The 23699-nt window shown below is 29.6% G+C and carries 21 protein-coding genes; 15 read left to right on the forward strand and 6 right to left on the reverse strand.

The window, feature by feature from the left end; all coding sequences use genetic code 11:
* The first annotated feature begins 149 nt into the window (after window positions 1-149).
* The 4 genes from ABID14_RS03855 to thiC all read left to right on the forward strand — a co-directional run bounded on the left by ABID14_RS03855 (window position 150) and on the right by thiC (window position 4751).
* Entirely contained in the window at window positions 150-989 is an 840-nt protein-coding gene (locus ABID14_RS03855) for a bifunctional 5,10-methylenetetrahydrofolate dehydrogenase/5,10-methenyltetrahydrofolate cyclohydrolase (protein WP_354367318.1), read from the forward strand.
* Window positions 990-1098: 109 nt separating this feature from the next.
* Window positions 1099-2460 (forward strand): hemolysin family protein, encoded by a 1362-nt coding sequence (locus ABID14_RS03860; RefSeq protein WP_354367320.1) that lies wholly within the window; start codon window positions 1099-1101, stop codon window positions 2458-2460.
* A 192-nt stretch (window positions 2461-2652) separates the two neighbouring features.
* Window positions 2653-3093, forward strand: coding sequence for an Hsp20/alpha crystallin family protein (locus ABID14_RS03865; RefSeq protein ID WP_354367322.1), 441 nt, complete (start codon window positions 2653-2655; stop codon window positions 3091-3093).
* A 329-nt stretch (window positions 3094-3422) separates the two neighbouring features.
* Window positions 3423-4751, forward strand: coding sequence for a phosphomethylpyrimidine synthase ThiC (gene thiC / locus ABID14_RS03870; RefSeq protein WP_354367324.1), 1329 nt, complete (start codon window positions 3423-3425; stop codon window positions 4749-4751).
* A gap of 112 nt (window positions 4752-4863) precedes the next feature.
* Here the strand turns inward: thiC and ABID14_RS03875 are convergent, their stop codons facing one another.
* The 4 genes from ABID14_RS03875 to ABID14_RS03890 form a co-directional block, all read right to left on the reverse strand.
* Window positions 4864-6012, reverse strand: a complete 1149-nt coding sequence (locus ABID14_RS03875) for a TlpA family protein disulfide reductase (RefSeq protein WP_354367326.1) — start codon at window positions 6010-6012, stop codon at window positions 4864-4866.
* 59 nt (window positions 6013-6071) lie between these two features.
* A complete protein-coding gene (locus ABID14_RS03880) occupies window positions 6072-8564 on the reverse strand; it encodes a rhodanese-like domain-containing protein (RefSeq protein ID WP_354367328.1) in 2493 nt (830 codons plus the stop codon).
* A complete protein-coding gene (locus tag ABID14_RS03885; protein WP_354367330.1) occupies window positions 8561-9178 on the reverse strand; it encodes an S-layer homology domain-containing protein in 618 nt (205 codons plus the stop codon). The genes ABID14_RS03880 and ABID14_RS03885 overlap by 4 nt, the downstream gene beginning before the upstream one ends.
* Window positions 9179-9370: 192 nt before the next feature.
* On the reverse strand, window positions 9371-10567 hold the full coding sequence (locus ABID14_RS03890; protein WP_354367519.1) for a carboxylate--amine ligase: 1197 nt from the start codon (window positions 10565-10567) through the stop codon (window positions 9371-9373).
* Between the two features lie 126 nt (window positions 10568-10693).
* Between ABID14_RS03890 and tpx the strand changes: the two genes are divergently transcribed.
* Together tpx and rlmH are read left to right on the forward strand one after the other, a co-directional pair.
* A complete protein-coding gene (tpx, locus tag ABID14_RS03895; RefSeq protein WP_354367332.1) occupies window positions 10694-11194 on the forward strand; it encodes a thiol peroxidase in 501 nt (166 codons plus the stop codon).
* Window positions 11194-11673: a 23S rRNA (pseudouridine(1915)-N(3))-methyltransferase RlmH gene (gene rlmH / locus ABID14_RS03900; protein WP_354367334.1), complete on the forward strand. Its 480-nt coding sequence runs from the start codon at window positions 11194-11196 to the stop codon at window positions 11671-11673. Before tpx ends, rlmH begins: the two co-directional genes overlap by 1 nt.
* A gap of 758 nt (window positions 11674-12431) precedes the next feature.
* On the opposite strand, the gene ABID14_RS03905 is transcribed toward rlmH, so the two are convergent.
* Window positions 12432-13124 (reverse strand): DUF188 domain-containing protein, encoded by a 693-nt coding sequence (locus ABID14_RS03905; RefSeq protein ID WP_354367336.1) that lies wholly within the window; start codon window positions 13122-13124, stop codon window positions 12432-12434.
* Between the two features lie 305 nt (window positions 13125-13429).
* Between ABID14_RS03905 and ABID14_RS03910 the strand changes: the two genes are divergently transcribed.
* From ABID14_RS03910 to ABID14_RS03940, 7 genes are all read left to right on the forward strand, one after another.
* Window positions 13430-14530, forward strand: coding sequence for an LCP family protein (locus ABID14_RS03910; protein WP_354367338.1), 1101 nt, complete (start codon window positions 13430-13432; stop codon window positions 14528-14530).
* 176 nt (window positions 14531-14706) lie between these two features.
* On the forward strand, window positions 14707-15627 hold the full coding sequence (locus tag ABID14_RS03915; RefSeq protein ID WP_354367340.1) for a DUF2232 domain-containing protein: 921 nt from the start codon (window positions 14707-14709) through the stop codon (window positions 15625-15627).
* Between the two features lie 4 nt (window positions 15628-15631).
* Window positions 15632-17617, forward strand: a complete 1986-nt coding sequence (locus ABID14_RS03920; RefSeq protein WP_354367342.1) for a DHH family phosphoesterase — start codon at window positions 15632-15634, stop codon at window positions 17615-17617.
* Window positions 17618-18067 carry a 50S ribosomal protein L9 gene (rplI, locus tag ABID14_RS03925; RefSeq protein WP_354367344.1) on the forward strand — a complete coding sequence of 150 codons (450 nt, stop codon included), beginning with the start codon at window positions 17618-17620 and terminating at the stop codon, window positions 18065-18067.
* 36 nt (window positions 18068-18103) lie between these two features.
* On the forward strand, window positions 18104-19453 hold the full coding sequence (gene dnaB / locus ABID14_RS03930; RefSeq protein ID WP_354367346.1) for a replicative DNA helicase: 1350 nt from the start codon (window positions 18104-18106) through the stop codon (window positions 19451-19453).
* A gap of 321 nt (window positions 19454-19774) precedes the next feature.
* Window positions 19775-20155 (forward strand): hypothetical protein, encoded by a 381-nt coding sequence (locus ABID14_RS03935; protein WP_354367348.1) that lies wholly within the window; start codon window positions 19775-19777, stop codon window positions 20153-20155.
* On the forward strand, window positions 20152-20460 hold the full coding sequence (locus ABID14_RS03940) for a hypothetical protein (protein WP_354367350.1): 309 nt from the start codon (window positions 20152-20154) through the stop codon (window positions 20458-20460). The genes ABID14_RS03935 and ABID14_RS03940 overlap by 4 nt, the downstream gene beginning before the upstream one ends.
* A gap of 80 nt (window positions 20461-20540) precedes the next feature.
* On the opposite strand, the gene htpG is transcribed toward ABID14_RS03940, so the two are convergent.
* Window positions 20541-22397: a molecular chaperone HtpG gene (gene htpG, locus ABID14_RS03945; protein WP_354367352.1), complete on the reverse strand. Its 1857-nt coding sequence runs from the start codon at window positions 22395-22397 to the stop codon at window positions 20541-20543.
* A 374-nt stretch (window positions 22398-22771) separates the two neighbouring features.
* Between htpG and ABID14_RS03950 the strand changes: the two genes are divergently transcribed.
* Together ABID14_RS03950 and ABID14_RS03955 are read left to right on the forward strand one after the other, a co-directional pair.
* Complete coding sequence (locus ABID14_RS03950; RefSeq protein WP_354367354.1) at window positions 22772-23464, forward strand: ATP-binding protein; 693 nt, start codon at window positions 22772-22774, stop codon at window positions 23462-23464.
* Window positions 23465-23474: 10 nt separating this feature from the next.
* Window positions 23475-23693: a 4Fe-4S binding protein gene (locus ABID14_RS03955; RefSeq protein WP_354367356.1), complete on the forward strand. Its 219-nt coding sequence runs from the start codon at window positions 23475-23477 to the stop codon at window positions 23691-23693.
* The last annotated feature ends 6 nt before the right edge of the window (window positions 23694-23699 follow it).

Below are 23699 nucleotides of genomic sequence, written 5' to 3' on the forward strand. Positions count from 1 at the left end.
TTTTAGAAATAAATAAGATATTTATTAAAATAATTATTATTTATTTCTCATTTATATTTAAATAGATTAAATATAAATTGTGTAAAAGGGAAAGTTCTTATATACTATATTTAGAGAATTAAAGCGAAAACAATAGAAAGGATTTAAATATGACAAAAATTTTATATTCTGATAAATATGTTGATAATAAGATAGAAGAAATCAAAAAGAAAATACAAAATTTAAAAGTGGTACCTAAAATTGCATTAATAAGGACTACTGATGATGCGGGCACTATAGCTTATGAAAAAGGGATAAATAGTACTGCAAAGAAATTGGGAGTAGAGGTTGATAAGCATTTACTTGAAAATGTCAGTGAAGAAGATTTGATTTCAGAGATTAAAAAATTAAATGATGATAAATCAGTAGGTGGGATTTTAATATTTAAACCACTTCCAGAAAATATAAATGAAGATAATATTGCAAGAGAAATATCTCCAGAAAAAGATATAGATTGCTTAAATCCTTTAAATACGGCAAAAGTATACGCTGGAGATGTGAGTGGTTTTATTCCTCTTGCTCCAAAAGCGAGTATTGAACTACTTAAATTTTATGATTATAAATTAAAGGGAAAAGAAACACTTGTCATAAATCATTCAAATGTTGTAGGCAAACCCCTAACAATGATACTTTTAAATGAACTTGCCACTGTTACAATTGCTCATATAGGCACACAAGATTTAAAAAAGCACACAAAAAATGCAGATATAATTTTTACCGCAGTAGGTAAACCGGAATTTTTAGATAAGAGTTATTTTAATGAGAATGCAACGGTCATTGATATTGGCACTTCGAAAAATAAAGACGGAAAATTTGTAGGAGATTTGAATGAAGAATCAGTGGATGGATATATAAAAGCTTTTTCTCCAGTCCCTAAAGGTGTGGGAAGTATTACAAATATTCTTTTAATTGAGAATGTAGTAAATTATTATATAAATTATGAAAAATAAGCCTTATGTTAATATATAAACAATAGAAGAGTTTAAAAAATATGGCAATCAATATAAATAATTGTTATAATGGGTTTAATAACTGTAAAAAACGGAGGAAAATAAATTAATGGACGACGGCGGGGCCTTATGGCTTAAACTTTTACTTATAGTAATATTGACATCAATTAATGCATTTTTTGCATCGGCAGAGATGGCAATGGTTTCAGCAAACAATAACAAAATAAAAGAACTTGCAGAAGAAGGAGATCAAAGGGCACTAACACTGCTTGGAATCTCTCAAGATCAAACTAGATTTTTGTCGACAATTCAGGTTGCAATTACTCTAGCAGGATTCTTCTCATCAGGTTCAGCAGCTACAAGTATATCTAAAGTATTTGGGGCTTTTCTAATGAATAATGGAATTATTTACGGACACACCATTTCATTTATTTTAGTTACATTACTTTTATCGTACTTGACACTAGTTTTTGGCGAACTTGTACCTAAGAGAATAGCACTTCAAAACTCAGAAAATGTAGCATTAAATTCTGCTAGAACTATATCCATTGCTTCAAAGATATTTTATCCATTTGTAAAATTACTTTCTTTTTCAACAGCTGTTGTTTTAAAAATTATGGGAAAATATTCTGAGGATGTAGAAGAAAAAATTTCAGAAGAAGAACTCAAATCCTATATCAAGGTGTCTACGCAGCAGGGAGTTATAAATTCAGCTGGAGAAGAAATGATTGTAAATATAATGGATTTTGACGATAAACTTGCTTATGAAATTATGACACCACGCACATCAATATATATGGTGGATTACGATGCCTTTTCAACAGAAACTGTTGACGAAATACTGCGTGAAGGATACTCGCGTATGCCGGTATATAGGCAGAATACGGATAATATATTGGGAACAGTATATATAAAAGATATTTTTGTGGAATATGCTAAAAATAATTATGAAAAAATTAATTTAGACAATTGTATAAAATCTCCTTATTTCGTACCTGAAACTAAAAAAATTGACCAATTATTAAAAGAATTGCAAAGTACCAAAAATTATGTTGCAATTCTCATAGATGAATATGGTGGTTTTTCAGGTATGGTAACCGTTGAAGATATAGTAGAAGAAATAGTAGGAGAAATTGAAGATGAATACGACCAAGAAATTCCACAAATAGAAAGAATATCTGAAAATGAATTTATAGTTGATGGCTCTATGGATATTGAAGATATAAATGATAAGATTGGAACATATCTATATTCAGATAATCATGAAACAATTTCAGGATTAATAATTGAAAAGCTTGGCTTCATACCAGAAGAAACTGAAAAAGAAAAATTGCAAGTAAAAGTAAATGGATGTATATTGACAGAACTTGTAGTTGCAGATAAAAGAATTATTAAAGCTGGAATAAAAGTGCTTCCAGATGAACAAGAAGAAGCACGTCGTGAGTATAAAGAATGGGATACAGAACAATAAGAAAAAAATAATTATAAATTAGCTTTGTCATTTTGTGACAGAGCTTTTTTAATTTATAAAAAAATTTAGTCAAAGATTGTCAAATTTTTATTTTTAAAAGATTGACAATCTTTGACTAAAGATATATACTATATGCATAGTTAGCAATAGAGTTAGATGGCTGCTAAATAATTATAAAAGGAGAGTTTTTAAATGAGTATTAGGCCATATGGAAACAATTTATTGAGAGATCCAAATTTTGGGGATTTTTATGACATGATTGATTCATTTTTCAACGACAATTCACAGGAAAGAGCGTTAAGAGCCTCAACTTTTAAAGTTGATGTACTTGAAAACGAAGACTCTTATAAAGTAGAAGCTGAGCTTCCTGGCTTTTCAAAGGATGAAATTGATGTTGATTTTGAAAATGGAAGATTGACAATTTGTGCTGAAAAGAACGAAGAAACTAATGAAGAGGATAAAGAAAGAAATTATATCCACAAAGAAAGAAAAACTTCAAAAATGATGAGAAGAATGTATTTCAAAGATATCGATGAAGAAAATCTTTCTGCTAAATTAGATGGTGGAGTTTTGGAAATTAGTATTCCAAAAAAAACTGATGAAATAAAAAGTAGAAAAATTGAAATAGAATAAAAATTAAAGCTAAATTTCTAAATAAATAATCAAATAGGTTGCCCTGGTAGATAATGAATCTGCCGGGGTTTTGTTTTGAAATTTTGTTTAATTAAAATCTTTTTATATGAGTTTTTATTATGTAAATCTTAATTTTGAATTGGTGATTTTGTATTTTAATTATTAGTATTATTTGACTGTATTAACATAAAAAAGTATAATGATAATTATATGGGAGCTATTTGCTGAGAAAAACTTCGAGTTTGACCATTGAACCTGTGGGATAATGCCCGCGTAGGAAAGAAATTGTTTACTCCCTTTTTGGGAGTTTTTTTATTTTGGAGGTAAATATGAACTACACTACACAAATGGATGCTGCAAAAAAAGGTATTATTACCAAAGAGATGGAGATTGTAGCTAAAAAAGAAAATATTGAAGTACAAAGACTTCGTGATTTAATAGCAAGAGGACGAGTGTGTATCCCTTGCAATAAAAACCACAAATCAATTTCTCCTGAAGGAATTGGGGAAGGTCTTCGCACAAAGATAAATGTAAATTTGGGAATTAGTAAAGATTCATACGATATAGATTTAGAGTTGAAAAAAGCTCAAAGTGCAATTGATATGAAAGCAGAGGCCATAATGGATTTGTCCAACTATGGAAAGACAATGGAGTTTCGTAGAAAGTTGATTGGAATGTCTACAGCTATGATTGGTACTGTTCCAATGTATGATGCAGTGGGTTTTTTAGAAAAAGGGCTTACTTATATTGAGGCTAAAGAATTTTTGGAAGTTCTAAGGGTTCATGCTGAAGATGGAGTAGATTTTGTCACAATTCATGCTGGCATAAATAAAGCTAATGCCGAAATATTTAGAAGAAATAATAGACTTACTAATATTGTAAGTAGGGGAGGTTCTCTATTATTTGGATGGATGTATATGAATGATAGAGAAAATCCTTTTTATGAATATTTTGATGAGGTTCTAGATATTTGTGAAGAATATGACGTGACAATTTCACTTGGGGATTCTTTAAGACCTGGTTCGACATATGATGCTACTGATGCTTCACAAATTGCTGAGTTAATTACATTAGGGGAACTGACAAAAAGAGCTTGGGAAAGAAATGTTCAAGTAATGATTGAAGGTCCAGGACATGTACCAATTAATCAGATAAGAATGAATGTGGAGCTTGAAAAAAGACTCTGTCATGGAGCACCTTTTTATGTTTTGGGACCACTTGTTACCGATATAGCACCAGGATATGATCACATTACATCGGCAATAGGTGGAGCACTTGCTGCAGCAAGTGGAGCAGATTTTTTATGTTATGTAACTCCTGCAGAACATTTGAAGCTTCCTGATGAAAATGATGTGCGTGAAGGAATTATTGCTGCAAAAATAGCTGCTCATGCTGGTGATATGGCAAAAATTGAAAATGCAAGTGATTGGGATGATAAAATGAGTAAAGCACGTCAAGAATTGGATTGGGAAAAAATGTTTGAGCTTGCACTTGATCCAGTAAAGCCTAAAAAGTATCGTGAAATGAGTACTCCCGAAATTGACGATTCTTGTACAATGTGTGGAGAAATGTGTGCTGTAAGAACAATGAATAAAATTCTTGAAGGTGAAGATATTGTCCTTGGAAATGACGAATTTGGAGTAGATTCATTAAAATAATTATATATTGTTAATAAATAAAGAATTTGGGACTTTAAAATAAATAGAAGTCCCAAATTCTTTAATTTTTATATAAAGTTTAGTAATTATTTTTTGGTTATTATTAATAAAATTAATCTTTATAGACGCTTTCGGCCACTCTTTTAATTTTCTCACGTGTTTTTTCAGTATAAGATGGAAAATCTACATAATTTCTAACTTTGAAGTCTTTGTCAAATATAATACCAACGGGTGTTCCTGTAAACATAACTGATGAGTCTAATTTGTTTGGTAGTGAAAAAATGGAATAAGCATCGTAATAAAAATGCTCAAGTCTTTTGTCATTTTCATCAGTTTGGAAATGCTGTCTTATTAATTGTTTTTTAAGGTCTGATGCTTTTTCTTCGCTATAATCATCTATTAAGCCTTCTATCAATGTAAAATCTTCTAGCTCTTCGTTGGGAAAAGTTTTCCAAGAGTTAACACAATTAGAGCAACTACTTGTTCCTAAACTAATTAAAATAGGTTTGTCATTTCCTTTGCCTACAATTTTTTCAAGTGTTTCTTTTTTTCCTGTCATCATATTTGTAAGTTCAAATTGTGATAAATCTTGTCCATATATTGTTTTGAATGGCTTTGCCATGGCTATACCTTCTTCTAATACTATATCTCCTAGAGATTTTCCTTCAACAGCATCATCGACATCACAGTATAATTTCATTGAATCGTTAAATTCTATAGGAGTGAGTTTTCCACTTGCACCTATTAGTCTGCCGTATTTATCTAAGAATAAGATATTAGGTGTAGTTTTCAGATTAAGTCTAGTCTGCCAAATGAGGTCCGCCCCGTCATATACTATATGCTCCAAGAGATTTTCTGCTCCTAAGTTATTGAATATTTTTTCAGTATTTTCTACATTTTCTTTAAAGTTATTGTTATTAACAGAAGTTATAACTTCTATTAAATTATACTTATCGTGATTTATCTTTGACATAAATTTCATCATATCTTGGCATCCGCCACACATTGGATACGAAAAAATAACTACAGTAGGTTTTTCATTGTCAATATTTAAATTTCCCAAAGATACTTCCTCACCATTTTTATTTTTTACTTTGTATTGAAGTATATTTTTGCCATAATTATCTTTTATCATATTTATGGCTTGCGTATTCTCGGGATTTGTTCCACTCGATATTAATTTAAATATATTATCTCTATTAGCTTCTTCTAAATTATTTTCAAATGAAAAATCAACTATACCATTATCATCAGTTGTCATATTTTTATTTTCTATGACTTTTTCTCCTTGTAATAGACTAATACTTATATTTTGCTTTCTTATACCTGTTTTTTTGTGTTAGTGTTTGTCAAGGTAACTTTTCCTTTTATATTTTCGCCTTTTGCTATTTCTGGTTTTTCACCAATTATATTTAAATAGAAAGCTAAAGGATTCTCGGGTATAAATGTAAAATCTTTTTTATCTTCATTTAACCATTTGGTAATGCCACCGTCCATAAAATAGATTTTTTTAAAACCTTTTGAATGCATAAATTCTGCAGCTTCTTTGGAACGAGATTGAGTCCTGCAATAGAGAAGATAAGTGTCTTGTTTATTTAATTTACTTAAATAATTTTCAAATTCGTCTTTAGGTGACAACCAATTTTTGTGCAATAAATCCTTAACTGCGAGTCTAGATTCGTCAAATTCTCCATCTGTTCTGACATCAAATACTTTTAAATTGTCAACTGTTATTTGTTTTTCATTTGATATAAAATAATTATTTTTTATCATACTATATGCTTGATTTGTAGAAACACTTTTTACAAATCCAATATTTTTTTCTGCACTTTTGTCATAATGTGCAACTACTTTTATTGCATAGTCAGTAGGCTCTCCTGGAGTTATGAATTCTTTATATAAATCTGAACTAACTTCTAAATTTTTTATTTCATCTTTAGTGTATTTTTTTATATTTTGTAATTCATCTTCGTCTAGGTCTGGATCTTCAATAGTAAAATAAGTGAAACCTTTAATAGCTGCTAATTCGTCAAAAACATCTATATCATCGTCAATTTCAACTACCCCATTCTTCTTTGTAAAAAGTTCTATAGCTCTAAAATCGCCGAAAACTGGCGTTTTGCTTTTTGTGCGGTCTATTTCTCCTTTATATGACTTATAACCTCTACCACTTAAATCTGTATAGACATATATATCGTCAAGAGAATCTAATTCTTCATCATTTTCATTGCCTGTATCCTCGATATTTTCTTTTTTATTTAATGAAATCTCGATATCTATTACGCTTTTTAATTCTAAGTTTATTTCTTCGCTAGAATAAGGTATATCTTTATAATTATCCCACACATCAGTTGGTCTAAAAATAATTACGGGACTAATTTTACCTGTAGGAGATTTAATGAAATCAAGGTCTTTTGTGTCTATTTTTTCTCCATTAATTTTAATAGTATGCTCGTTTAAGTGAGAGTCGTAGTCAAAGGGTTCAAATCTTATGCCGATAGATTTTTTATCAGAAATCTTTGTCATATAATTTGCTTCTATATTGTATTTATCCCACTTATAATTGTCATTTCCGTAGGGATTAGATGGATAATTTGAAACGGTAGCATCGGCTATATCTGTTCTATACATTATGGGAGCATTTGCCATAAAGGCTATATTTGGATTTTGAAATTTAAAAGATAGATTTATATTCAAATCATTGTCATCTTCCTTCTCTTTTAAATTATCAATAGCAGATTTTAAGTTATTTTCTTGTTCGTCAATTTCTTTTTGTTTTAAATCTTCTTTAGATTTTTCAATTAAAGCTTTAGACTTTAGAATTTCATTTTGTAGAGCATCAAAACTATCTTTTGTATAATTGTCTTTTGAATACTTTGTTGTTTCTTCCAATAAACTCAATAGATTATCTAGATTTATTTCTTCAGGCGGGTTCTTTATATTAATTTCTAATTTTGAATCTATAAATCCATCTTCTTTTATTATTATAGAATATTTACCTTCCTCAGCAAATACGCTAGATTTAACGATTAGAAATGATTTTTCTGATTGTTCAGATTTAGTTATTAAAAAATCTTCTTGTTTAAGAGTTTTATTATTAACTAAAATTTGAATAGAATTTGTAGAAGGATTATCAAAATAATTGTAGTCGGTTTCTTCTTCTATAAATACACTATCGCCGATATAATATTCTTTTTCTTTTGAAATTAAAATGGCAATTTTATCAGCGACTACTTCTTCGTCATCGCTAGATGGCTTATCTTTTAAATCTTCAGTTTTTAAATTATTCATAGCAGAATCCAACATTTTGATAGCGCCTTCTACTTCAGTTTTAGTAATGTCATTTTTTTCAAGCAATATCTTTGCTTTTTCTATTTCTTTTATTAAATTTTCTATAGAATCGTGAGTATATTTAGAAATTTCTTTAGTTTTTAGTTCTGCAATATTTATCTTTTCTTTTAATGCATTTGTGCTTGATTTAGGAGTATTTGACAGATTGTCTTTAATTTTCAAATTATTTATAGCTAATACCAGTTTTTTGTAGGGAACATCAATATCTTTTTGTATTGTAGCTTTTTCTAGATTGTTTTCTGCTAAATTTATATAATATTTTAAATTTTCAATTGAATCTTTTGTAAATAAATCATCTTGCATAGCTTTTCTTTTGGCATCTGCAATTGTGTTTATTAATTTATCTTTTTCTAGTTTAATTTTTGAACTCATAGACCAATTATTTTCGTTTCTATTTTTACTTTTGTGAGTAGATTTAATTATCGTTTTTCTAGCAGTATCTTTATTATCTTTTTCTATCAAATTTTTGATTGCATAAAGTTATATACCATTTCAAAAGACAATTTTCTAGTTGCTTTTTCATCCAGATTTATATTTTTAATGCCACTTTCAGGACCTATAATTTTTAGTTCAGTGGCACAATTAATATAAGTGTCAGGATAATTAGCATTTTTTATATCTTCAAGATTTACATCATCTTTAGCTGCCAACGCTAAAATTGTAATGAGTTCTGCAACTGTAATATTATTTTCAGGTTTGAAAGTGCCGTCTGGATATCCATGTATTATTCCAATGCCATTTTTTAAACTTGAATTCTTTGCCCATGCGATTATTCCATTTGCCCAGTGATTTTCATCAACGTCTACAAAGGGTTTATTTTTTCCTTTCAACTTGTTTGACTCTTCAAGAAATCCAAGGCTTGCAACAATAGTTTTTAATATTTCTGCTCTAGTTATATTTCTATTAAGCCCTAAACTTTTGTCAGGATAACCCGTTATAATATTTTTTTCTAATAATTTAGTAATTTTATTTTCGATATTATTTTTGTTATCTACAGCCTCTTTAGCAAAAACGCCAGCAGATAGGTTGAAGATAAAAATAAAAACCAAAAATAAAGAAATAATTCTGTTTTTCATAATTCACCTTCCTAGTAATTGGGTTTAATCAATCTTTATCCTAAGAAGTTAGTATTTTTAAATTTAAAATAGAAGGGTGGGGATATATAATTTTGTAAAAAGACTACATCATTTAAAATAAGATGTATAAGCTCTAATACGAGTATTGGTTATAAAAAGAAACTGTCACCCCAAAAAAGGATGACAGTTTTTTTAATCCTTTTTAAATAATTTATGTGCAATAGCCCATTTGAAAAAACTAAATCCAGGGCCTGGATCTTTAGCATTCCATGTACAAGCAACTTTTTTTAATCTATGAGTTTTTAAAATATCGCCCCAAGTCAACTGACCTGTTTTTAGATACGCTCTTATGGCAGATATATCTTCATATAAATATTTCCAATATACCTCTTTATTCTCTGTAATCTTAGGTCCAGATACTTCCATTCCAAGAGAATCCTTAAAATACATAAGAGGTGTATTCATGCCCATTTCATGTTGGAGCCAAACAAAATTTACAAATCTAACATTTATTTCAACTAAATAAATTAGACCACTATTTTCATCTCTTTTTAGTTCAACTTCTGCAAAACCCCTAAATTTTTCACCTTTAAATAAAGGCACAAGCATATCGTAAAGCTCAGGGATATATTCTTGTTTAGCATAAGTGCTTGCTCCAAAGTTTATTGGCCATTGTCTAATTTTAGAAGTTGTCATAAAACTCACAGGTTCATAATTTTTGTCCATATAGACATCAAAAGAATAACAATTGCTTTCAGGACCTTTTATTATTCTTTGAATAAAGCAGTTGTGATTATCTTTTTTGACAAGATTAATTTTTTCGCGAAGCTCATCTTCTGTCAACACTTTAAAAGCTTTTTGTCTATAAGCATTAACAAAAGGCATAGAGTCTCGTGGTTTTACCAGACAAGGGTAGCCAAATTCTTGTGTGACTTTTTTCACTAACTCGTCAACTTCGTATTCATCAATAGGATAAATCTCGGGAGTTCTAATATTATATTTTTTTGTGTATTCCAGTAACTTTTCTTTGTCCATCAAATTTTTATATAAGCCTTTTCTTTCGTTTGGCCAAAGGTAATATTTTTTTAACTCATCATAATTATTTTCCATAAATTCAACATATAAATCCGCTGTTGGAAATAACACAGGCTTGAAATCTTGTTTTTTTGAATAATCAATCAAAAATTGGACAAGTTCCTTTTCCTCATTTTTGTAATGAGGGCCAATCAATCTTTCTTTTACATATTTACTCACACCATAGTGATGCTTTTCATAATCAACCGTAACAACATGAACACCACTCATGCCAAGACTTCTTACCACGCCAAGACCTATATAATAATTTGTGCCTAAAACTACTGCTTTATTTTTATATTTCAAATCTTTCACTTCCATATTAAATAATCAATTTATATTGTACTATATAACAAATTAATTGCAATGAAATGTTATAATGACAAGTAAACTGGATATAAATAGTAGTGATAGTTAACGAAACAAAATTAGGAGGATATTATGAAAATAAAATTTGGTGGAAAAGAAGTAACATTAGTTGGATCTCAAGTAAAAGTTGGAGATGTAGCTCCAGAATTTAAAGCAATTAAAACAGATTTATCTGAGTTTGATTCAAAAGAAACAAAAGGTAAAATTGTAATTTATTCAGTTGCACCTTCAATTGATACTTCAGTTTGTTCAATTCAAGCACAAACTTTTAATGAAAGAGCCACTGAACTTTCGGATGATGTTGTAATCTACACAGTAACAGTTGACCTTCCTTTTGCCCAAGAAAGATTTTGTGCAGCAAAGGGAATTGATAATGCCGATATTATTTCAGACTATAGATACAAAGAGTTTGGAGAAAAATATGGTTTCTTGATAGAAGAATTAGCACTTCTTGCAAGAGGAGTAATAATTGTCGATAAAGATGGCAAAGTAGCTTATACAGAGTATGTAGAAGAGGCAACAAACGAAGTTAATTTCGATGCGGCAATAGAAGCAGCACAAAAATTAGCTTAATGCAAATTAATATAATATCTGTAGGTAAGATTAAAGAAAATTATTTTAAAGAAGCTATAACAGAGTACAAAAAGATGCTCTCTAACTATGCAGATTTGAGAATCATTGAAATAAATGACGAGCCTTGCCCAGAAAACTTATCTGACAAAGATATGGAGAAAGTAAAGAATATAGAAGGAGAAAAAATATTATCTAAAATTAAAAATAACTCCTACACCATAGCACTTGATATAAAAGGCAAGAGTATTGATTCAGTTAAGTTCTCTAATATAATAGAAGATGCGATGATTTTCGGTTACAGTGATATTAATTTTATAATAGGTGGAAGCCTTGGACTATCGAGCGAAGTTTTAAAAAAAGCAGACTATAAGCTTAGTTTTTCCAAAATGACTTTTCCACACAAACTCATGCGAGTGATATTAATAGAACAAATATATAGAGCCTTTAGAATAATGAATAATCACCCTTATCACAAATAAAATAATATAAAAAACAGCGTAAAAATTTTCTGCGCTGTTTTTAAATTTGTGAAGAAGAGTTATTTATTGATAGAAATTATATTTTTTATATCAATTAAGAATAAAATTTTTATTTATTCAGAGGGATACCTTTATAGGTAGATTCCTCACTCTTGGAGTACACGGCGATTACAAAAAAATCTTACGAATTTTCTTTCACTCGGAATGACAGTTGTGGGCGTTGTCGTTGCCCTTTCCAATGTCATCTCGACTAAGAAGCGTTGCAAACGCATAAAGAATCTTGCATGTAGTGGGAAAATTTGTTTAGGTGAAATAGAAAGGGTAATGATAGGAATAATAAGAAAAGTATTATATTTGTTCTTACAGAGCGGCTACTATACAGGCAGATTCCTCGACTTCAAACCCTTCGGGTTTTTCGCTCGGAATGACAGAGTGTAGAAGTTTTTTTTGCTTCTATATTACTACTATTTAAAAGTATTTTTTTGAAATTTATCAAGTCAAAAATACTTTCCCCGCCCCAAGTCATCCTGAGCGAAAGAAATCTGAGAAGATTTCTGAAGTCGAAGGATCTGCATGTGTTGGAGAGAATCTGTAAAGGCTTAAAAAAGTGTTCAAACAATAAAAATATATATCAAATTAAATAAATATAAAAACTCCTCCAATTTAGATTTCTATACTAAACTCATTCGCCCAGTATTACAATCGGAGAAGTTTTTGTTGTACTTAAACTTCATTTTTATAATTTATTCAAAATCAAATTAATCTGCATTTATAAAATCATCAATATCATAATCAAAGAAGAAATATCTGCCATCTTTGTAAAGACATGGAACTCCCACCATATTATTTTCTACAATTTCATCAAAAGCATCTGAATTATCTCTATGATTTAAAAATTCTTTCAAATTTTTCATGCTAGAAGTAATATCGATTGTTTCAACATCAATGCCCTTTTCTTTTACTAATTCAATAGCAGGTGGGCAATCAGGACATAAACTCGAAATAAAAAACTTATACATATTCATTCTCCTTAAAATTTTAGTTAGTTCAAGTTCAAATTTGTTATTTTCTGATTTTTTTCTTTTCGGTATTTTAGTATAAATCCCATCTTTTCTGAGTATGCGAGAAATATGCCTATTCTCTAGATACCCAAGTATATTATTGTTATTGATAATTTTTCCGCTAAAATCTAAAACAACAGCTTTTTTGGCAAGAGCCATTGAAGATAGTCCCTTATCATTTGTAATTACTAAATCATTACTTGTAGCATGATTTACTATCCATAAATCAGCAGCCTCTTTTGAAATATCAACATTTACAATATTTCCATAAAATATGTCAAAATCCTGAGTATAGTTTTTAACTAAGAAGAGAGGTATATTAAATTTCTTGCAAACTTTTTGAGTAATCTCTCTTACGGATGCACCGTCAGAGTCTAATAAAACTTTCATATCTATATATTAACCCATAATTATAGAAAATTAAAATATAGATTAATATAAAAATTTTAAATGAGAAAGTGACAATTATTGTATAATTTTGCAAGAAAAAATTTTATTCTTTTGTTGATTCTAATAGTTAATGGAATATCTATATTCTTTTATGTTAAGAGATATTATTTATGGTTATGTTTTATTTTATCAATTTCATGTAAACTTATTCATCCTCTAATTTGCAAAATATAATGAGTGTTAAAATTTGGAAAAACTATTGAAAAATTTGACTTTTTTATATAGACTTATTAAAGGAGGTTTCTATGAAATATGTTTATAGAATATTTGTTTTTGTCACTGTAGTATTTTTACTTGGAGCATTGGGACTTACTTTTATGTTTTCTCCGCGTGGTGCTCAATTAATTGGCGATAAAAACGAAGATAACAAAACCGATAATACAGAACCGAGAAAAGTCTCAGTATTTAATGAAGATAAAGACATTGTACATATTATGCTTTTGGGAGTAGACCAAAGTGAGGTAACTTATGACACTGATCATTCTCAAAGAGCTGATACAATAATGATTTTGTCGATAGATCCAAAGATAGATAAAGTTCAACTTTTGTCTGTACCTCGTGATACTTATATAAAAATTAAGGGTTATGATAATTATAAAATCAATGCCGCATATGCAAGAGGTGGAATTGATTTGCAAGTAGATACTGTTGAAGATTTTTTAGATGTGGATATAAGTCATTATATTACAGTAAATTATGATGCAGTTAAAGAGCTTGTGGATGCACTCGGTGGAATAGAAGTTTATACTCCGGAATATAAATATACGGACCCTTCTACAATACCACCTTTAGAGATTGATTTCAAAGAGGGCTTACATTTATTAAATGGTGAGGATTCTGTCAAATATTTGAGGATACGTAAAATCTATGAAGATCAGGATTTGGATAGAATAAAAGCACAACAAGCATTTATCATGAAAGTATTCGAAAAGATGCAGTCTCCATCAATGATTTTAAAATTGCCAAAATTAATTTCTATTGCAAATAGGCATATTGAAACTGATATGAGTTATGGTGAATTGGCATTTTTGGCATATTATGGAACTACTCTGGATAAAAGTGATATAAGTATGGCATCTTTAGGTGGAGTTACTTATACTAGAAATAAAATTGATTACTATAAGGTTGATAAGGTATCTGCTCAAAAATATATTGATGATTTTGAACAGATGCGTGACAATTACACAGAAGATGTAGATTTGGATAATATGAGCGAAGAAAAACGTCAAAAGTATCTTGAAGATAAAGAAAGACGTGAAAGTATAAAGAGAGACTCTAATCATTTAAATTCTGATGGTAAAAAAGCAAACAACAATTTAAATGATATTAATAATAAAGCACATTGAAATATTTTCGGTGTGTTTTTTATTTTATTAAGAAGAAATTATTTGTCTTTGCCTTGTATTATTTTATAATAGATATTTGCAAAAATTAGTATATACAGACATGTGTATGTATTTGCGTAACTTTCTTTATAAAATAGCCGCATTGTGGTAAAATTAACTTGTTAGGAGTTGATTAATTGGAAAAGAAGACTGACTATTTAAGTCTTGTAAAATTATTTTTGCGCTCTATTTTTATCTCTATAATAGGTGCAATTTTTCCATTCATATATATTTTATTTCCATCAATGTTTATTGTGGAGTCGATAAAAGAAGGTATATTAAAAGTTATGGGCACACTTGCACTTGTTGTAGGTGTGGTAAGTCTAGGGTTTGGAGCAATATATGGTCTTGTGATTTTTACTATTTTCGCTCCATTAATACTCATGTTCTACTACATGATTATAACTAATAAATCAGTTGCACAAACTATAATAGTTACTGCATTTACTTTTTTTACGTCAATTTTAGTATTGATGTATGCTTTTGGAATAAATGCAGAAGTATTAAATTCAAATGACACCTATCTTAATATAGCTAATTTCTATAAAGAAATAGCAACGAAAACAAATTTAAGTTTAACTGAAATATCTAGCTTAGAACAGAATTTTCAATATATGTATAGGAGCTTTTTACAAAGTTTGCCGTCTATTTTGATAATCGCATCATTAATTCTAAGTTATATAACTTATACAATGGTGGGGCGAACTTTGATAACAAAGGGGAAATTTATAACGCAACCATCTTCTTTGGAATTTTTGAGAATACCACAAAATATTGTTATATTATCATTAATTACAGCAATAGGTGTATATATTTTCAAAGACAATCTTGGGGCTTTGGCAGAAGTATTTAATATAAATTTAGTTAATATAATAGGATTCTTTTTATTTGCTACAGGCCTTGGAGTTGTGAAATTTAATTTGACAAGATTTGGTGTAAAAAGATTTATGCAAGGTGTTTTTGTAATGTTTTGTATAACTTTTTCATTTTTACAAATTTTTGTTGCAGTTATTGGAGCTTTTGATTATATTTTTAATTTCAGAAAATTAAGGAACTAAGATTATGAAAAATAAATTTAAAATTAATGAGTTTTCTATATATTTTATTTTTTCAACGGCTATAATTATAGCGCTATTAATAGTTAAACCTATTGCTGGTGTGATAGCTATTATTGCAATGCTATATGTTTTGTTTGTTACAGATAAAAAAATAGAAAATAAAAATAAAAAGACACTTCAATATATTGAGAGTCTAAATGAGAGATTTGACTCTTTGACAAAAAAAGTAATTTTCAACATGCCTTTTCCCCTTGTTGTGACAGATGATAAGGGTAAAATAATTTGGTATAATACACCTTTTTCTAATCTATTTTCCAATATTGATGTTATGGATGAGGATTTTGAAAATTTAATTTCTGATATTGAGATGGAAAATATATTAAATAGGACTGGTGCTAATACATTTTTGGTAGAAGTTGGTAGCAGAACTTTTGATGTTTATGCCAATGTGGTTGGCGATGGAGATAGTACAAATATATTATTATATTTTGTAGATAATTCTGCATATGAAAATTTAAAAGAAAAATATGAAGATGAATATCCAATTGTTGCAAAAATTGAAGTTGATAATTTTGCAGATGCCATGGACTCGGCACCTGCACAAGTAAGACCACTTTTAATTGCAGAAATAGACTCTACTATTAGAAATTATTTTGAAGAATATGATTCTCTTGTTAGAAAGGCAGACGAAGATTTATATCTTGTTATAATGAATTTTAAATCTTTAAATTCTATCAAATTAAAAAGATTTGATATACTTGATGATTTGAGGGAGTTAAATAGAGGTAACTCAATACCTATAACTCTTTCAATTGGCGTATCTTCTTATGGGCTTAATTTGAGAGAATCTTATATTGAAGCAGACTCATCACTAGATCTTGCACTAGGGCGTGGGGGAGACCAAGCTGTAGTTAAAATTGAAGATAATTATGAATTCTTTGGTGGTAAATCTAAGGCTGTGGAAAAGAGAAATAAAGTTAAGTCGAGAGTTCTTGGTATTGCACTTAAACAATTAATTGACAGAAGTGAAACAGTCTATATAATGGGTCACAAAAATCCTGACATGGACGCAATTGGTGCATCCATTGGTTGTTTGCGTGCTACAATAAATATAGGCAAAGAAGGTTTTATTGTATTAGAAAAATCTAATCCTTCTATTGATAATTTAATTGCCAGAATGAAAGAAGAGGAGCCTGAACTTTATAAAAAAATAATTTCTAAAGAGACAGCGCTATCTAGTATTAAACATTCATCGCTAATTATACTTGTGGACAATCACAAACCAACATTTACAGAATGTCCTGAGCTTTTAGATAAAACGGCACAAATTGTTGTAATAGATCACCACAGACGAGGCAAAGAATTTGTTGAAAATCCAGTTTTAACATATGTTGAGCCATATGCGTCATCAACTTGTGAGCTTATCACAGAGATGTTAACATATATGTCAGAGGATTTAAATTTAACTCACTTTGAGGCGGATGCTCTCATGAGTGGGATAGTGGTGGACACAAAGAACTTCTCATTCCAAACAGGAGTTAGGACTTTTGAAGCAGCTTCTACACTCAGAAGAGCAGGGGCTGATATGATTAAAGTTAAGGCATTATTCCAAGATGACTTTGACACACTTTTGTACCGAGCAGAAGTTATTCATAACACCAAAATAATTCACGATAATATTGCGGTTTCTACTTTTGATAAAAAAGCTAACAATTCAGTATTAGTTGCAGCTCAAGCTGCCGATGCATTATTGGATATAAATGGAATTGATGCATCATTTGTGTTGACGATAAATGATGGTAAAACTCATATTTCTGGTAGAAGTAGAGGCAATGAAGTTTCAGTTCAATTAATATTGGAGAAAATTGGAGGCGGAGGTCATTTAAATATGGCAGGTGCCCAACTTGAGACTACCGATTTAGAAGAAGCTGAGAAAGTACTAATTGAAGCAATCGAAGAATATTTACAAGAAAATGAAAGAGAGGAATAAATGAAAGTTATATTAATAAAAGATGACAAAAATTTAGGTAAAAAAGGAAGCATAGTACAAGCTAAAACAGGATATGCACGTAATTTCTTGTTGCCAAGAGGCATTGCAATTGAAGCGACAGAAGAAAACATGAAGGCTTGGGAAGAAAATAAAAAAGAAGAAGAAAAAATAGAAAAAGAAAATAGACAAAAAGCTTTGGAGTTAAAGAAGAAGATAGAGGCAGAAACTTTAACGGTTATGGCAAAAGCTGGAGAAGGCGGCAGACTTTTTGGAGCTATTACTTCAATAGATATAGCAAAAGCTTTAAAACAAGAACACAAAATTGAAGTAGACAAGAAAAAAATAGAATTAGACGAAAATATAAAAGAAGCTGGAATCAAAAATATCAGTATAAAATTATATCCAGATGTTGTAGCTACTTTAAAATTAAATGTAAGACCACAATCATAATCTTAATAAATTATATTAGAAAGTTAAGTGATAATAATGGAAGATCTAAATCTCGCTGATAGCACAAATATGCATCTGCCACCTCATAACTTAGAGGCAGAACAATCTGCTCTTGGAGCCATGATGCTCTCCAAGGAAGCAATCACGAGTTCAATTGAATTAATAAAATTAAGTGATTTTTATCAAGATTCTCACAGAAAGATTTATGATGCTATTTTAAATATCTACAACAGAAATGAACCTGCCGATGTAATAACAATAGCAGAAGAACTTAAAAAAACCGAGTCCCTCGAAGAAGTAGGAGGTATAACTTATCTAGCAGAATTATCTTCCACTGTCACTGCAATTTCTAATATAAAATCTTATTGTAAAATAATAAAAGAAAAGGGTATACTTAGAGATTTAATTGGAGCGTCGGATAAAATAATTTCAGCAGCATATGCACCAGATGCAGAAGTAGATCCTCTAATAGAAACAGCCGAAAAATCTATCTTTGATATAACTCAGGACAATACACAAAACGGGCTTGTCAATATTCGTGAAATTGCTCTAGATTCTTTTACAGAACTAGAGAAAAAAGCACAAAATCCAAATGCACTAACAGGACTTACCACAGGATTTACTGATTTAGACCGCAAAATTTCGGGGCTGCAAAAATCTGACTTAATACTATTAGCAGCACGTCCCTCAATGGGTAAAACTGCACTCATGGTAAATATAGCAACTAATGCAGCACTCAGAGGAGAAGCATCAGTTGCAGTATTTTCACTTGAAATGAGTAAAAATCAATTATTTCAAAGAATAATATCTTCGACTGCTCATGTCGATTTACAAAAAGTTATAAGTGGGGATTTAAACGAAGATGAATGGACAAAAATAATCAATGCTATGCCAATAATATCCAATCTAAAAATGGAAATTGATGACACAGCAGGTATATCACCACTTGAATTAAAAGCTAAATGTCGAAGGATGAAAGTTGAAAAAGGGTTAGATTTAATAGTTATAGATTATTTGCAACTCATGCAAATGAGTTCAAAATCTGAGTCTAGACAACAAGAAATTTCTGCTATTTCACGAAGCTTAAAAGCAATCGCAAAGGAATTAAATGTACCTGTAATAGCATTGTCGCAGCTTTCACGTGCACCTGAACTAAGAACCGATCATAAACCAATACTATCTGACTTAAGAGAATCAGGAGCAATAGAGCAAGACGCTGATATTGTAATGTTTTTATTCAGAGATGAGTACTATACTAAAGAAGAAACCGAAAAGCCAAATATAGGTGAGGTAATAATAGCAAAACACAGAAATGGACCTACGGGAACTATAGAGTTGATGTTTAAAAAAGAATTTACCAAATTTTTAAATTTGCAATATGAATAATATGAAAGGGTGGATTTCCATCCTTTTTTTATTCTTATATCTAGTTAAAATTAGAATATGAGTAAATAATATAGCTAATATAAAATCTACTAAAAGAAAATAATATTAAATAGAAAATGATTATAAATTATTTATATCATTGACATATTTTTTATAGGAGAGTAAAATAAAAATAAATTGACATGAAGTCAAATAAAAGTGCTGAAGCATTATTTTTAATTTTTAATTTTTAAATTTTAATTTATACACATGGAGGTATATAATTTCTCAGAATGAGGAAGAGTATACTTTTTTTTATGCAATAATTAGGAGGTACATAATATGGGATGTTTTATAGTTCCTGCGACAGAAGCAGTGGTGACAACTGCAATAAAAAAAGCAGTTGAGAAAAAAGAAGATGGAGCAAAAGATATTGGAATTAAATTTTCTACAAAACTCGGTTGGTTAAATAAATTACTTTGGGGAGGTTCTGCGCTACTTGCTTTTGAGCATATATGGCATGGAGAAGTAGTTCCATTTTTTCCATTTTTGACTGCAGTTTCAAATGGAGAAACAAAAGAAATGTTAAAAGAAATGAGTAGTGTAGGTGTGCTTATGGCTGTCATTGTCACATTAGTATGGATACTCATGGTATTTATTTCAAATAGCATTGAAAATAGACAAATTGATTCTTCGATAAATAAGGAGAATGCCAGCATATGACCTTATTAACGACAGTCTTTGCCGCTGTAATATCTACAGCAATATGGTACAAAAGTGAGAAAAGAGATGAGATGAAAATATCCACACTTTGTTTTATGTATTGGGGAGCATCACTTATGTGGTTTATTGATGCTATTTTCGAATATATAGAACTTGGGGAAGAATTTTTCACACCCAATCCTTTAGATATGTTAAATGATTTTTATTTAGGACTTTCGGTAGTAGCGCTTGGACTTGTAATTTGGACAGTAATACTTCTTGTAAAAGATCCTAAAGGCGTAATTAGGAAAAAATTAATAAAATAAAAAAAGTAGTATGCCAAACTGATTCATTCGGCGTACTACTTTTTTGTTATTTATAATTAATTAACTATTTATAATCTTTTTTACATAAGTTTTGATATATCCCTTGCAAAAGATATTGGGTCTTCAATAGTGAGTCCTGCCATTAATCTTGCTTGGTTATATAATAGATTAGTGTAAGTTTTAAATAAGTCTTCGTCTTCTGATTTATATTTTTCTAATTTTTCAAAGGCTGGATGATTAGGATTTATTTCTAATACTTTTTCTGCTTTGAAGTTTTGATTTCCAGGCATATTTTTAAGTGTCTTTTCCATTTCTATTGAAATTTCACCACGACTAGACAAGTAGGATGCGTCATTTTTAAGGCTAGGATTTTCTCTTATTTCTACGACTTCATCTTTTAATATTTCTAACATGTCTTTTATTATTTCAGTGTCAGTTGCACTTTCTTCGCTATTATCAGTTGAAGTTTCGGAAATGGATTTAAACTTCTTGCCGTCGTATTCTCCAAGTACTTTTATCACAAATTCATCAATTGGGTCTGTAAACACTAAGACTTCATAATCTTTATCTATGAATGATTTTATTTGTGGTAGTTCGGTTACAGAATCTACTGAGCTTCCACTCACATAGTAAATATATTCTTGTTCTGGTTTTAATATTTCTACATATTCTCTAAGTGTTGTGCTTTCTCTTTTAGTTGATGGGAATATAAATAAGTCTTTTAATTTATCGGCATTTTGTCCGTAATTATCATATGCACCAGATTTTAGTAATACACCAAAATTCTTGAAGAACTCTTTATATTTTTGTCTGTCTTCTTTTAATAATCGAGTTAGTTTTTCTAAAACTTTCTTTTCTATGTTCTTCTTTATTAGTTCGAGTTCTCTAGTTTTTTGAAGCATTTCACGAGATATATTTAATGAAATATCTTCTGAATCGACAACTCCTTTTACAAAAGAAAGATATGGTGGTAGTAAATCTTCACAATTTTCCATTATAAGAACGCCATTTGAATATAATTCTAATCCTCTTTTATTTTCTATATTGAAAAAGTCATAAGGTCTTTTTGAAGGAATAAAAAGTATAGATTTAAAAGCTATCAATCCTTCTACATTTATATGCAAATGTGAAATTGGGTCATCGAATCCAAAATGTCTTTGTTTAAAAAATAAATTGTAGTCTTCATCAGTAAGCTCGTTTTTATTTTTTCTCCACATTGGAACAGTTGAGTTTAGTATATCGTCTTCTCTGTAAGTTTCAAATTTTGGATCTTCTGCAGTTGCATCTTCAGTTGGTCTTTGCTTTTCTACATTCATTTTAATTGGATATCTAATGTAGTTTGAATAATGTGAAACGAGGTCACGAATTCGATATTCTTCTAAAAATTCATCATATTCATAATCATCTGTATTTTCTCTTAAATATAATTTGATAGATGTACCGTGGCTTTCTTTTTCTGCATCTTCTATTGTATATCCACTAGCTCCTTTTGAAGTCCAAAGATGTGCAGAATCTTCTTTGTAAGATTTTGATAGAACTTCAATTTTATCTGCCACCATAAAGGCTGAATAAAAACCAACTCCAAATTGGCCTATGATTTCATACTCTTCAGATTTTTTGTTAGCTTTCTTAAATTCTTCTGAGCCGGATTTAGCAATTGTACCTAAATTGTCAATTAACTCGTCCTCTGCCATTCCAATTCCATTGTCTTCTATTGTCAAGGTTCTATCATCTTTATTAGGTATTATTCTTATATAATAATCGTCATGTTCAAATTTGATATCATCGTCATTTAATGCAATGTAATACATTTTATCCATGGAGTCACTTGCATTTGAAATTAACTCTCTAAGGAATATTTCTTTATTTGTATATATTGAATTTATCATTAAATCCATTAATCTTTCAGTTTGAGCATTAAATTTTTTAGTTTCCATTTAATCACCTTCCAAAATAATTAGCACTCAATCAATTAGATTGCTAATATTAATATATATCTTTTAAATCTATTAGTCAAATTTATTTTTGTTTTTTAAAAAGAAATTTAATATAGTTTGTTGATATTTGTAAATGTTTTCTATTTGTATAATATATTTTCGTTTAATATTGTATTTATAAAAGTCAAAAAGAGAGGCTTTAAATTCAAATTGAAACCTTTAAATTTAGAAATATACTAAATTTTATAAATCTATTTAGTTTTGTAACTTGTACTTATATTCATTTATTAATATATGTATTCTAGGTTGCATGTGTTTTCAATTTAAATATATTAGTGTATAATATTATTTAGAGTTATTGATAGGAGGTAGAAATGTACGCCGAAGTAGAAACTGGAAACAGGATAAAAATAATTACCGGCCATTTTGGCAGTGGAAAGACTGAATTTTCGATAAATTATGCTCTATATTTGCGTCAATTTTTTGATAAAGTGGCAGCTGTTGATTTAGATATTATTAACACATATTTTAGAATTAGAGAGCAGATGGATTTTCTTGCTGAAAAAGGGATAGAATCATTCTCTTCAAATATTCCCAGAGGCAATTCTTTGGATATACCTGCAATTGATCCTGCAATCCTAAAACCTTTGCAAAATGAAGACTATATGGCGGTCTTAGATGTTGGGGGTAACCCTAAAGGTTCTCTTTCCTTAGGGAGGTATAGGGAAATTTTAAGTAAAACTGGTTATGATCACTATTTTGTTATCAATAGAAATAGACCAGAAACCAAAGACTATAAATCTGTCAGGGAATTTATCGGACAAATGGAAGGTCATTCTCAAACAAAAATTACCGGAATTATCAATACAACTCATATGCTAAAAAATACTAGTGTAGACGATATTTTATATGGTGATGAGCTAGCTAGGGAAGTCTCAGAGAAATTAAATCTCCCATATGTTTATGCTGTCTGCCTTAGAGATATAGAAAAAGAGGTGAGGAGTAAAGACATAGGTGCAGAAATTTTTCCAATAGATTTGTATTTTAGAAAAGATTGGATGTTATAGGAGGTATAAAATGGCTAAAGGAAGAATTGAATTCGAAGAATCAAGATGTAAGGGTTGTGGACTATGTGTTACTGTATGTCCAAAAGATGTAATTGAAATCAATAAAGATGTTATAAATGTTAAGGGCTATTCTCCAGCTCATGCGGCAAGACCAGAAGATTGCATAGCTTGTCAAAATTGTGCAATTACTTGTCCAGACTCAGTTATATCAGTTTTTAAAATTTCTTAAGGGGTG

Source organism: Peptoniphilus olsenii (assembly GCF_040545475.1).
In the GTDB taxonomy this organism is placed as follows: domain Bacteria; phylum Bacillota; class Clostridia; order Tissierellales; family Peptoniphilaceae; genus Peptoniphilus_A; species Peptoniphilus_A olsenii.